This window comes from Stieleria magnilauensis (assembly GCA_007753675.1).
GTDB lineage: Bacteria > Planctomycetota > Planctomycetia > Pirellulales > Pirellulaceae > Stieleria > Stieleria magnilauensis.
Genome location: CP036432.1, coordinates 1,654,040 through 1,667,646, shown reverse-complemented (window position 1 = coordinate 1,667,646; position 13,607 = coordinate 1,654,040). Strand labels below are relative to the sequence as shown.

8 protein-coding genes are annotated in these 13,607 nt (G+C 58.7%); all 8 read right to left on the bottom strand.

Features of this window, described 5'->3' with window-relative positions:
* Window positions 1-180: 180 nt before the first annotated feature.
* Window positions 181-870, bottom strand: a complete 690-nt coding sequence (locus tag TBK1r_RS06145) for a metallophosphoesterase family protein (RefSeq protein ID WP_145208163.1) — start codon at window positions 868-870, stop codon at window positions 181-183.
* Between the two features lie 142 nt (window positions 871-1,012).
* Window positions 1,013-3,145, bottom strand: a complete 2,133-nt coding sequence (locus tag TBK1r_RS06140) for a hypothetical protein (RefSeq protein WP_145208161.1) — start codon at window positions 3,143-3,145, stop codon at window positions 1,013-1,015.
* 156 nt (window positions 3,146-3,301) lie between these two features.
* On the bottom strand, window positions 3,302-4,915 hold the full coding sequence (locus TBK1r_RS06135; RefSeq protein ID WP_145208159.1) for a ribulokinase: 1,614 nt from the start codon (window positions 4,913-4,915) through the stop codon (window positions 3,302-3,304).
* Window positions 4,916-5,240: 325 nt separating this feature from the next.
* On the bottom strand, window positions 5,241-6,134 hold the full coding sequence (locus TBK1r_RS06130) for a polysaccharide biosynthesis/export family protein (protein WP_145208157.1): 894 nt from the start codon (window positions 6,132-6,134) through the stop codon (window positions 5,241-5,243).
* Between the two features lie 19 nt (window positions 6,135-6,153).
* A complete protein-coding gene (locus tag TBK1r_RS06125; RefSeq protein WP_145208155.1) occupies window positions 6,154-9,930 on the bottom strand; it encodes an AsmA-like C-terminal region-containing protein in 3,777 nt (1,258 codons plus the stop codon).
* A 181-nt stretch (window positions 9,931-10,111) separates the two neighbouring features.
* Window positions 10,112-11,455 (bottom strand): sigma-54-dependent transcriptional regulator, encoded by a 1,344-nt coding sequence (locus TBK1r_RS06120; protein WP_145208153.1) that lies wholly within the window; start codon window positions 11,453-11,455, stop codon window positions 10,112-10,114.
* A gap of 24 nt (window positions 11,456-11,479) precedes the next feature.
* Complete coding sequence (locus TBK1r_RS06115) at window positions 11,480-12,820, bottom strand: sensor histidine kinase (protein ID WP_419581025.1); 1,341 nt, start codon at window positions 12,818-12,820, stop codon at window positions 11,480-11,482.
* Window positions 12,821-12,955: 135 nt separating this feature from the next.
* Complete coding sequence (locus TBK1r_RS06110; protein ID WP_419581024.1) at window positions 12,956-13,567, bottom strand: DUF2202 domain-containing protein; 612 nt, start codon at window positions 13,565-13,567, stop codon at window positions 12,956-12,958.
* Window positions 13,568-13,607 lie beyond the last annotated feature (40 nt).

Below are 13,607 nucleotides of genomic sequence, written 5' to 3'. Positions count from 1 at the left end.
GGGGCCGCTGAAAACCCTCCCCTCGCTGCGCTCGACCCTCCCGCACACGGGAGGGTTACTTCTTAACTTGATGCATATGCCCCTCGCTTCGCTCGCCCCTCCTGGCAGGAGGGTGACTTGAAAACCGCATGACCTCGACGAGCGGGAGTGGGCGCCGTCTCAGCAGCCAAACGCGATCGCTCAGGCGCGTTCCAATTGTGCGCCGTAGGGTCCTTGATCGAGCCAGAAACTGCGTTCCTCGCCCTGTTCATTGGCTTGCCAGCAGTACCCGGCATCGACGTCCAGGCAGGTGAGCCAACCGCCTTTACACGCCGCCGTATCGATACACACGGCATGTCCCATGTCCAGCGGCGCGCCGCTGCGTTGCGGCGTGTGCCCGCAAACCATCACGCGGCCGCATCGGTGGGGGGCTCGTTCGGCAGACGATTCCCAATAGAGCATGTGGCTCGGTTGCTCGTCCAATTCCATTTCGGGGTACGCGTTGGCGTGCACGAAAAAATGGTTCTTGCCGACATGATAGGACTTCAGCTTGGTCGACAGGAATTCCCAGTGCCGTTTGGGGATCTGTTCGACATGGTCGATGCCGTACGACGCCAGAACCGCGTCGCCGCCGCAGGCACGCCATTCGACATGCCGGTTGAATGACTTCCTTGCCGCCAGCATCATCACTTCATGATTGCCACGAAGTGCAACCAAACCGTGTTCCTGGCGATCGATCAACCAGTCCAGCACACTGCGTGTATCAGGGCCTCGATCGACGAAATCCCCGAGCGTGATGATTTGATCGTCCGGCGTAAACTTCGCGGCCGATTCCAATCGCTTCAGCGACTGGTAGCATCCATGTATATCCCCGATCGCCAGTGTACGCATTTCCGCTACGCCAACAATACTTTGATCAAAGCCCCATGACATCCGTCGCGCGACGGCCCAGCTAAAGTGATACCACGTTCGACGATCTTATTCAAAGCCAAATCCAGACTCGCTGGATAGCGATGCGTGTGGCGCTGTTCCGCTATCGCTGATCGGATTCGACCGACAACAGTTGCCACTGAGCGTGCACCTCGATCGATTCGGGGTAATACGAATTCAACAGGGCGTGCGAAAGTGCGGTGCTGCGGGAAGGTGTCAGAACAACTCGCGCATCAACCATTCCCTCTTGATCGACCCGCTCTGAGAGCATTTGCACCAGGCGAGCGTCACCGATCATACCTTCCACTTCGTATTGGCTGGTTTCACCAGCCGGGACCACCCACACGGGTCGCGAGTGGGGTTGATCGGAATCCGCGAAATAGACGTCGACTTCCATGGCCAATCCCACCGGCAGTGGACGCTTCAGCTCCAGATACGGAATCCGGAGTTTTGCAACACGTTGAAATCCTCCTGCTTCGGTCGGCTGGGAATACACGCGTTCTCTCCCCCGGGCGATCGGCAATGCTCGGATCCCAGAAACGACGAGTTCGCGAAGTTGATTGGACATCGCGGCCGCCAGTGGGTCGGGTTGAGCAGGAACGATCGTCAATGGAATCTTTCCAGAACTGAGCTGTCCGGTGATTGGCTGCGCGGTGACGGTGAACGTGTAGTCAAGTTGGTACTCGATCGTGTGATCTCCCAGCGACTCATCGCCGAGTGAAACTCCGGGCAAGTTAGATCGCCAGCCGCTGCCGGGCATCGTTGCTACGTGTTTGCCATCCAGATGCGCACGCGTCTCGGTCTCGACGCCGGCGACGGTCGGATCATCGAACAGCAGGAATCCGAAAGGGATCGCGCCGTTTCCCCAGATCTCGACGGGCACCCCGATGGGATACTCTTTGCGGATCGCAGGCACAAATTCGTACCCTTTGACGATGCGGATCCATTGTTCCATCGACAGTTTCGTGCGTCGCTGCCGAATCAGTTCCGCAGCCAGTCTGGCGGGTCGAACGGGCGCTTTCAGCATCAGGTCGATCGCCGCATCGAGCGAAATCGGCAACGCATTGTCCAGTACTGCGAGCGTTTGTTCGGAGACAAAGACGGTAGCGTGATGGTCAAATTCGAGCTGATGCAGCTTGGGATGCCGCCGAATGTATTCCCGGTACGTCAGCGGGACCATTGAACGGAACAAGGCTTGCGATGACCCCTCGGCCGGCGGCTCATCACCGTAAGACGTTTGCAGGACGGAATCAGGACTACGATTCTCGGGGGCATTGAGGTCCTCCAGAAGACGATCTTGGAGCTGTTGCTTGATGGCTTTGAAGGCAGCCTGTTCCTCAGCCGTCCGAACGCGCTTGGGATGGACAAGCTGCGACACGGGCGGATCGCTGGTGGCGTCGGGAGTTTGCTGGACGTTTGCCATTGATTCTGGCGCCGCGTCGGGCGTGTTGGCGATGCGTTTTCCGGGACGCGCACCACGAAGCTTCCGGAACAGCTTGACTTGGTCGGGCGACAAAATCTCCCGAATCTCATTCCACGTCTTTTGATGCGAAAGCCAGCCGAGTTGAATTTTTTCGCGTCGCGCCTTCTCCAAATGCGATCCAGCTTGTTCGCTCGCACGTCGTGGTTGGTCGGCGGCCCGATCGCTTTCGGCGGCCCGATCGCTTTGGGCGGTCAGTCTGCGGGTGTTCTCGGCAATCCTCTTGGTGTGCTTGGCGATCGCGTCTCGGATCCTTGTCGTTTGATCGGTTGACAGGTCGAGTCGCGTGACAAGATCCGATTCGAGAAACGCTCGGTATCCGCGACGTTGGATGACCAACTGGTCGACTCGATGCTGCTGGGTTTCACTGAGTAGGTTTCGCGTCTCCAGCTCCGCCTGGTGCCAGTGTTGCTGTCGGTCGGATAGTGGTCCTTGCGGAGTACTGGCGGTGGTCAGGCGATAGATCGCGGCGATCGCAGAGATTTGTTCTGACGACAATCCGGCGTCGGTCCCGGCCTTGACGTCAGCGGCGATGCGTACCCATTCCCAGCCCGCACCATTGGATCGGACGTGCCCGAGATGACTGTAGGGATCTGGCCAAAACCAATCGTCGATCAGCTGCGTGATCGTGGTCGGTCGCTTTGCTTCACCGCGCAGGGGTTCTTCGGCGGCCACTGCCGGCAGGGCGAAAACCACTGCCACGCCGATGCATCCCAGGGTGCGCCAATGGCGGTCGGCCGAACAGTCGTATCGCATGTTCATCCCCATCGTGATTGATTCCGAGTCGTCCGCGTCGTCGCGCCGCAGCCGTGCATCCTGCCTGAAATGATTCTACCGTACGATCCTCATGCTTCCCATCGTTCCGCCTCCCATCATTCTGCCATCCATTGCTCCGCCACCGCAAACGCCACGCTACAAGTTCTGCATCACATCGGCGAGTTTCCGGTAACGTTGATACAGTTCTCGATAGCTTGATTCGTGATCGCAATTCGGTTTGACGATCTGCTTTTGGGATTCGGGCACGGCTGCCATCGCGCGTGCCGCATCGGCAACGCTGGCGAAACCGCTCTTGGATTTGCCTGCGGCGATCATGCCCAGCACGGCCGCACCGATCGCGGGTCCTTGTTGGGACGGATGCACCTCGATTTCGCTCCCCAGCACATCGGCATAGACTTGGACGACGGCGGGATTGTGATGGGGCAATCCGCCGCTTGCGACGTACCGATCGACGGGGATTCCGCCTTCGCGAAGGACATCGACAATCCAGCGTACCCCGAACGCAGACGCTTCCAGAAGAGCTCGATACATGTGAGCCGGAGTGGTCGCCAGCGTTAATCCGCTGAAGGACCCTTTGACGGTTCCATCCATCAGCGGCGTGCGACAGCCGTTCATCCAGTCCAAGCACATCACGCCGTCGGCACCGGCTGGCAGCGCGATCGCGTCTTTGGCGAGTTGCTCAAACGAGTCCAGGTTTAGTAGTTTCAACAACCAGGCGAACGCATCACCCACGGCGGCTTGCCCGGTTTCATAGCCGAACATCCCGGGCAAAATGCCTCCGTCGACAATTCCCGCCACCCCGTCAACTGGTTTGCCTTCGCGGGCATTGAGCATGTGACAACTGCTGGTCCCCATCACCATGACCAGCGTCCCCGGTTCGGCTTCACCGACGCCGGGCACCGCGGCATGGGCATCGATGGTGGCAGCGGCAACCGCGATGCCGGCGGGCAATCCGAGACGATCGGCCAAGGCTTCACAAAGCGTTCCGGCGAACTGGCCCGGCGACAACATTCGGCCGGGCATTTTGTCGCGCGCCGCGGCCGCCAGGGCCGGGTCCACGGCCGCAAAGTAAGCGTCCGATGCGTACCCGGTCTCGGCCGACCACAATGCTTTGTAACCGGCTTGGCAGGTTGACCTTGGCAATTCAGCCGCATCACAGCCCACCAGTTGCCAGACAAACCAGTCGCCGGCTTCCAGCCAAACTTCGGCGGCGTCGGCGACCTCCGGTGCCTTGTCAATCGTTTCCAGCATTTTGGGAAAGAACCATTCCAAACCGATGGTTCCGCCGTAACGATCCATGAACGCCTCGTTGCGTTCTTCGGCGATTCGGTTCATGCGATCGGTCTGTTCGATCGCGCCGTGATGTTTCCAAAGTTTCGGCCAAGCAAGAGGCGTGTCGCGAAACCGTTCCAACTCGCACAACGGTTTGCCATCCAACTGGGTCGGCAACATGGTGCAGCTGGTGAAATCGACTCCAATGCCAACGACACGGCGCACATCGATGCCCGAGGTTTTGATCGCGTCAGTCGTCGCTTTGGCGGCCGACTCAATCCAATCGGCGGGGTTTTGGAGCGCGAAGTGTTGCGGCAGCGCGGCGCCGCTGGTCGGCAGGGTTTGCGTGATTTGTCCGTGACGATATGGGCTCTCACAGACAGCCAATTCGCATCCATTGCGGTCGACGAGAACTGCCCGCGCCGACTCCGTTCCAAAATCAAGTCCCAACGCGACAGAATCATTTACAGCGGTCATCAGTTTCCAGTTGATCAGGCCCCAGAGGCGACGCCAACCTTGACGGCAGTCGGACGTCGTCTACTAAGACTAGTATTCCGCCGCACCTTGGTTTTCCGGTAGGCGGTAGTGGACGAGGCGACGAGTCCTCTGTAGTCGGCATATTGGCAAGGACTCGTTGCCTCGTCCACCACCCGGAAATTAAGCTGCGATAGAGCACTAGTCTAGCAAGAGCGTGACGTGTGTTCGACAGCCTGGGCGGCATTTCGCAACCGTGCCGCAGTCAGTCGATCGCATGCCTGGCGTCACGCCCAGCGTGACCTTCGAAACTCATTCCTGCAGGAAGCTAGCGTTGGTAAGTTCGGCAGTGCGGACAGCTTTTGTCGCTGCCGAATGTCAGACTCTGTTTGACGTCTTCCCACAGCGTGACACTGGGAACGTAAACGCGATCGCCGGGTTGTAGCTGATAGTTGGTCGAGACATCGCCAAGTTGTAGAATTTGTTTGTAGCAAACAGGCAAAATCTGACGTGGCTGGCCGTCCAATTGGGGACGTGTCAAGATGACTTGGTGCTCATTGGCGCGATCGGAAAGCCCGCCTGCTGCAATCACGGCATCGAGCACCGTTTCGGCGCCGACAAGCGGATACGAACCCGGCGCATTCACTTCACCCATCACGTAGTACTGTGCGTTCTCCAGATTGACCAATCGCACCGTGATCCCGTAATCCGGGACGCTTTCGCCGGCCGAATCAGCGTTCTGACGGTGTGTCGCCAAACCGATCTGACCTTTTCGCCGGACCGTTTCGCGGGCCGCGATGCGTGCTTGAACGAGTTGTTGAATCTCTTCGGTGTTCAAACCGGTCACGGCAATGCGACCGTATTCGCCCAACTCGATGACGCCGTCTTGTGGAACGGTTTGATCGCTCTGCAAACGAATCGGCGAATTGAAATCGTTGGGTTCGATGACCAGGATGTCGCCGGCTTCGACACGGTGCGGTGGCAAGGCCTGTTTTGCCAATTCGGTGGCAATATCGGGGCGGTGGCCCACGCTTTGTCGCAGATGTGACGCGTAGGGCAGTAACCGATTCGAATTGGCCGATACCGGCAGCCCTAGCGACGATGCCGTGCGGCAACCCGGGAGCAACGCCGCCACGACGACGACGAACATGCAAGCCGTCACCGGGAACTCCAGTGTCGCTGTCGTGGATCGACGTCCGCGTTTCTTTTGTACTGACTGCATCGTAATATTTCCTGTCTTCCTATCGAAAGCCGCGTCGCGACGTATCAACAGCGTCTGCGACCTGCGAACCAAAACTGTTTTTCAAAAAGAATCGAAGCGTGTCTTGAGCGAGTTGTTTCCCGGGCTGGAGCCGCAAGACGGGGCGGGTCGCGGTGCCGCCCACGTGAACATGCACCACGCGGTCTTTCATCGCTTCGTTGGCTTTCAAGACCAACGCGACCGGCGCCGGTGCGGCCAGCAAGAGGGGAGAACTGGCCAACGCAGCCAGCCCGTCAGCCGGGCCGGTTTGGCCGGTCGCGGCGGTGATGTCAAAATCCAGCCGTCCGTCCAGCGTGGCCTGCCCGTCCATCAAGACCTGGACATTGCTTTGCGAGATTGCGAGTCGATCCAAATGGACCAGCCCGCCCGCCAGACGACCCTGGATCGTCCCCTGGTTGTCTTGGTCGGTGGATAGCGTGGGAGCGAGATTGATCAAGGCACCCAATTGATCCAGAATCGGCAGGTTCATCGAATCGACTTTCGACAGGTTGACGTCAAACGTTCCGCTGATTTGATTGAGCGAACGCGCGCGATTGGCTTTGAGATGGACTCGCCCGTCAATGATTCCCAGGTCGGTGGCACCCCCGCGCAGCATTTTCGAGGTGTCGATGTGATCTAGCTTGGCCGTCATTCGCATGTTGAGCGTTCGTGCGAAGTCACCTTCGGTGGAAACATTGATCTTGCCGGCGCCGGCATCGATCACCCCGGCTCGGCATCGCCATCCGAAACGCTGCGTGGCGGGCGTGAACGACCAGTCGACGGGAAACCGCACCGCGCGGACGTTCAAGTTTGAAACGGAGGGATGGTTCGCCGAAATCTGTGCGCGGCCGGTGATGACGCTCCCCAGCCGGCCGTCGACCTGCATGCTGGCCGTTCCGGTAACCCCTTTGATGGACCGTCCCAGTGGTGCAGCCGCTTGACGCAAGTTGATGCGATCGACGGCCAATTGAAAATAACCTCGCTGTGAGCCGTCCAAGGCGACTTCACCCCGACCGGTGATTCGACCACCGGCGAGTCGTCCGTCGATGCCCGAAAGCTCCAAGCGATCGGGATGAAGGCGAACCGTTGCGGTAGATCGATCCGTGAGCGACTTTCCATGCCAGCTTAGATGTTCTGCGGTCGCGGATGCCGTGCATATCAACCCCTCGGCCTGTGTCGATTCGTCTCGGACACAGCTTGCGTGCACGACGCCGGTCAACGGTTGTAACGCACCGCTTGCGCCGAGCGAACGTACGGACTGACTAATCGAAAGTCCCGTCAACGTGGCCTTGGCGATGACCGGCAATCGACGCAGGTCGCGATTCTTCTGTTTCGCAAACGCAAGGGTTTCGTCCAGCCGACACTTGGCGTTGACGTTGTAGGTGCCGTTTAAACTCTCGCCTTCGGCGGAGAGTTCTGCCGCGCCATTGGCAATGGTGAATCGACCTTGATTGAGGCTCACGGGAACTTGGTGTATCGAAACGCCGGGGCTTCGTATCCAGCCGTTGCCGCGCAAATCGTTCAACGCCCCGATCGATGTCAACCGACATCCACCTTCAATCGTTCCCGTGACCGGAATGTCGATCCCTAACAATTCTGGTCCTTTCAAACATTGGATCTCTTTGAATCGCAAGTCGAGCGTGGTTCGGGTCCAATCCAGTTCCGCGAGGTGCGCATCCAAGGCGTAGGTTCCGCCCAGGAAATCATTTGACTGTGTGCGCAGCGTGACACCAGACGATTCGACGCTCCAATCCAAGTCGGCCGATCCGATTTGCGCGTCCGCATAGGTCGCATCGGACAGCATGGCGGTGCCCGTGCTGTGAAACGTTTTTGCGATCGCATCGACGTGAATCTTGCCACTCAACGACGCATTGCCGGTGAGGTGAAGCGGCTGGTGAGATAGCCGTGTCGCCAATTCGGCGACGTCATCCAATTCGATCGGGCCCGCATCAAACGTTCCGTCGATCACCAGTTGATTGTTCAGCGTCCCGAGGGCCTGCACGTGACACAGATTCTCTCGCCAGCTGAATTCAGTCCGGGGTACAACAAGATTTCCTTGCTCCAGCGTGCCTCGGATCTCGGCGTCGCGAAGGGGTTCACCGGCAATGACTAAGTCGCGCAGTCGTATCGATGCCGTCGATTTCCAACTCTCGGGTTTGGCAACCGAAGTGATGCTGGATGTTGCATCGAGTTGCCCCATGATCTGACCGTGAAATTGGTTTTCATCCAGTTGGCACAAATGCGCGATGTGTTGCAGGCTGGTGTGATCAAATTGCGCGTCAATCACAACCTCATCGGTCGGCAAATTTGCTCGCACGACGGTTGACATGTCTGCAAGTTGCCGGCCGTCGGCGTCTTTTAACGTCGCTTTTGAAAGTTTCACCGTTGCTTTCCCGCCGCCGACTTCCATTTGGCCCTGCGTGTTGTCGAGGTAAACGCCACGGCCGGAAACGTTTTGAAAGTCGACTCGGGCGTTGGCAATCAGTGTGTTGGGATCCAGCAGTGTTTCCAATGGAAGGTGAAGGTCGGTGCTCGCCGCGATACGCCCCTGTAGATCAGGAATCTGTAAGCGATCGGAGATTTGGGCAAGGTTCAAACCGTCCGACTGAATCGTGGCACCCAGAGTGCCACGCAATTGAGAGATCATGTCGACGTCGGCAGTCCCCACGGGAAGGGACCCGTCACAGTGCAGGTCACAGACAACGTCATCCAGTTCAATGTCTTCGGCGACCAAGTCATGCGCGACGGCATGCATCGCGTGATGGAACGTTGCGAGGCGACCGTCCCAATCGATCTGCGTCGACGCACGCATCGATCCAGACGCCTGCATCGGCATGTCGCCGGAGAGTTTTCGGATCAGCGAAGTGAAGCGGCAGTTCGAGACCTCGGTTTCGATCGTCGCCACCAAGGGCGGAACCGGCGACGAGACGTCGATCCGGACCTCGGCATCGCCGTCCAGGGGATCACCGACGATGTCGATGGCGATTCCGTCGGAATCGCTGTTGGCAATGACTGTCACTTCATTGACCAACGTTTCGAAATCAGCGAGACGAATGTCTTGCAATTGCAGTTTCACTTGCAGCGGATGATGCAACAAGTCATTGACGCTCGCGGGATGATGGGCTTTGGCGACCAGTGAGACGGATCCCGAAAAGGGTTGGCTGCGAAGCGGTTCGGGCAGCAGTCGTCCGAGTAGGGATTCGCTATCCAGTCTGCAGTCTTCGACGCGCAACGATGTCGTGCCTTGATAGGTGACAGCGTCAACCCGAGACGCAAAATCGACGCGTCCTTCGATCAGCTTGTCGACGCGACCTTCAATCAGGATCGACTTGCCGAAGGTGGCGGCTAGGTCAGCCCCGTCGACCACCGCCGTTTGGGAATCTCCTTGATGAATCATGACCTGTGCCCCTCTGACCGTAAGGGAGCGGATCGGAATCTTGAGTTTCCCTTCCGATGGAGCTGACTCCGGTGCCGGAAACCGAGACAGCAGATTGCCGTCGGGGTCGAACTGCACGTTCAGCAGAGGGTGATCGATGGCGAGATGATCGAGCCAAACTCCGTCTCGGAGGCCTTGCAGCAGCGATGTCGTGAGATCGACCCGGCCGACCTCGATCTGTGGACTTCGTTTCGCCACGGGATCAAAGACAGTGATCCCGGCGACTTGGACATGCCCCCATCCGATGAAAACCGAGTCAATGGTGACATCCGTTTTCAGAACCGAAGAAGTGACAGACTCGGCGACCCGGCGTGAAACATCGTTGCGTGAAACCAGTATCACCAGCGCAAGGATAGCCAGTCCCAATCCGGTACGGCGGAAAATCTTGAAGAGTCGTTTTGGCCAGCGCAAATCCAAGTCCCTACGTGCGGTCTCGAATTTGTCTGCCAATCGGTCTCAGCGTCATCCGAGACAACGGGAGTAACTCGCCGGCGCCTCGCACGTCAATATCATGCGGGGCGGATCATGGCCGCTCGATACCCTCGTCCATATCACGCAGCTTGTAAATCAGCGCGCGGCGGCTGATCCCCAGAACCTTTGCCGCTTGGGTTCGATTCCCATCACATTCCTCCAACGTCGCCAGAATCGTCGCCCGCTCGACTTGGGACAGACGCCCTGCATCGGGTAAGTCGGCACGCTGATCGACGGCGACGTGGGCGGGCAAATGTTCGGGCAGGATCACGTCGCCTTGGCAAAGCAGACAGGCGCGTTGAATCGCGTTCCTCAATTCACGAACGTTGCCGACCCAGGTGTGTGCCAGCATGGCGCGCGAGGCTTGGGGTGAAAAACGCACCTGCCGATTGGAGAACTGGCTGGCGAAATGCTTGGCCAGCGGAATGATGTCTTCGCGACGATCGGTAAGCGGCGGGACAATCAATTCGACCACGTTCAGCCGGTAATACAAGTCCTCGCGAAAACGCCCCTCGGTCACTTCGTCTTGCAGGTTGCGGTTGGTCGCGGCGATCAATCGCGTGTCAACGTCCACCGGTCGATCCGCGCCGACCGGCGTGACCTGATGGGTCTCCAAGGCGCGCAGCAGCTTGGGTTGCATTTCCAACGGCATCTCACCAATTTCATCCAAAAACAGGCTTCCGCCGCCCGCCGATCGAAACATGCCCAAACGGTTTTCCGACGCGCCGGTGAAGGCCCCTTTGACGTGGCCGAAGAGTTCGCTTTCGACCAAGGTGGCGGACAGACCGGCGCAATTGGTCGTTACGATGGGTTGTTTCGCACGATGGCTCCACTGATGAATCAACTTGGCGATCCATTCTTTACCGGAACCGCTTTGGCCTTGGATCAGGATCGGAGCGTCCGAGGGCGCGACGACTGCGATCGTCTCGATCAAGCCCCGCATCGCGCTGCTTTCACAAACAAACTCCGCCGGTAGGGGCGGCAGCGTCGGCTTGTCCGCGGAATCGTCGACCGAACGCATCCCCAATGCATCGAAGACAGTGACCTTCAGTTCTTCCAAGTCGATCGGTTTGGACAAATAGTCGTCGGCGCCGCGTTTGACCGCTTCAACCGCCTGACGTACATCGGCAAAGGCGGTGATCAGGACCACGGGGACGGTCGGTAAACGCTGACGAATCTCTGGAAGCGCTTCGATGCCGCTCATGTTCGGCAGTCGCACATCCAACAGGATCATGTCCGGAGCACGTTGCTGCAACGATTCGAGCATCGATTCGGCGGACGACGCCTCGATGATCTCCAAACCTTGACGCTGCAGAAAACCACCGATCAACTCGCGCTGGGCCGGTTCGTCGTCGACGATCATCAAAACGGGTTGGGCTGGCGATGCTTGTTTCATGTGTCCAGTATTCGCCAGGAACCGTTAATGGTTGACGGAGGAAAATCGATCGCCAATTGGCAAGGGGGATGCGCTGCGAATGCCATCAATCCAAAACACGCTGCCGAGCTTGTCACCGGGCCTGTAGCCCACGTCCCAGTCATGAGCGACCGCGATGCGCCGAACGATCGAAAGCCCCAATCCTGTACCGCCGGGACGCCGCGTGACGTAAGGTTCGAACAGGCTGTCGACGATTTCCTCGCAGGCACCAGGCCCCTGATCGGCGACCTCGATTCGGAAGGCGCCGTTGGACGACTGCTGCATCGAAAGTCTAATCGTGCTGTGCTCGGGCGCAAAGCCGATGGCGTTTTGCAATAGATTGAACAACAGTTGGCGAAGTTGATCTCGATCGGCGCGAATGGCTTGCCCTTGCAGTCCCTCTGTTTCCAAAACTAAACCCTTGGCATCCAGGTCCGATTGAAGCAGCGTGCGTAATTCCGTCACCAGGTCTTCGATCGCCAACGTTTCAATCTGCAGATCGGCTTGGCGGGCAAAGGCGAGGAATTGATTGATCCGCGCGGTCACGCGGTCGCATTCTTCGATGACCGCTTCGGCCTGTTGTTGCTGGTCCGCTTCGGGCAACCCCGCATCGACCAACCGCTGTGTCCAGCCACGAATCAAACCCAAGGGATTTCGTGTTTCGTGTGCAAGCCCCGCTGCCGCTTGCCCGAGTTCACGAAGATGCCTGGTTTCGGCCGTCAGCAAACGCGTCCTTCCTTCGGATTGGGCAAGCCGAACCGTGAACTGCCAGACCGCACCGATGGCGACAAGCAACAACGTCCCCAAAACGAAAATCAGAATCCGGCTTCGCGCTTCGAGGTACAACTGGGACATGGTTTCCGTCCGATCCAAAACGACAACCGATCGAAACGATTGCGTCCCCGCCGGTTCCATCGGCACCGAGAATCCTCCCGGCATCGGCGGATCGTTTTGCATCTCAAACTCACGGACCAACTGCAACGTGTCATCGACGACATGTTCTCCCGCGGGCAACTGATACGCGATCAGGCTTTCGTCTCCCGAGACGTACGTCTGTTCCGCGTCGCCACCTGCGATCACCGCGATGGCAAGCACGTTCGTCGATCGCGCGAGAGTGTCGAGCGTCGTGGGAAGCTGCTGCCGGACAAACGGGCTGAACCAACGATGCGATTGAATTGAATTGCTGACGGCGGTCGACAAGGCATCACCCTGGGACGACAGCGTGTCGTGAATCAGTCGACATTGATGGACATGTTCGGCGCGCTGCCAGAGTGCAAACATCACCCACAATGCAACCAAAACCACGAGTCCAACGATTCGTGGCTTGGGGATTCGTTTGGCGATCATGCGCTGCATCGTTTTCGTGTTGGCGTTGGGGAAGGAAATCATTGTAGGCAGTTGCCCCTCGCCGGTCCGGCGGTGCTGGCGTCGCTCGATCGCCGGCGACTCGCTGCCATCCGATTGCGGAGACAGCCATTGGTCCTACGCGGGGCCGCGACCGCCATTGCCGCGACCGCCGTTTCCCTGGCCGCCTCCCGCACCGCGACCGCGACCCTTGCCTCCGGCACCCTGGCGTCCTTGGCCGTTGCCGCTGGAATTGGCGATCGCGTCGAAGTCAGCCTGAGTCAGGAATTGTGCCGTGTAGGTGGACCCCTGCGATGCAATCTGGGATGCGAACGCGCGAAGGTGGTTGTGCGACGCCTGCATCAATCGCTCCAACACCTGACGGGTTTGGGGATGACTGGTGGCGGCCAACTGCTTGCGAAGATCGGCGATGTCCATTTCTTCGATCTTGGCGCCGACCTTCAGCGCGTCCAGCGTGCCGCGACTGCCCTCGGCGATCAGAGTCTGATACAACCGTTGGTATTCGGGCGTCACAAAGACGCCGGGCGTGTTGCTGGACCGCTGCAGCCCAGCCCCACTGCCTCCGATCAACCTGGCCACAGACTGCATGTGTTGGGATTCAGCGCGTGCAATATTTCGGAACACCATCTGACTCGAAGTCTTCGCGAGCGTGTTGTAAACATCTCGCGCCATTTTTTCTTCTTCCCACAAGCGGAGCAGATCGATCGAGTTGTCATTGGTGGCATACAACCCCGGTGGTTGTCGGCCTCGGTTGGATTGCTGAATTGCC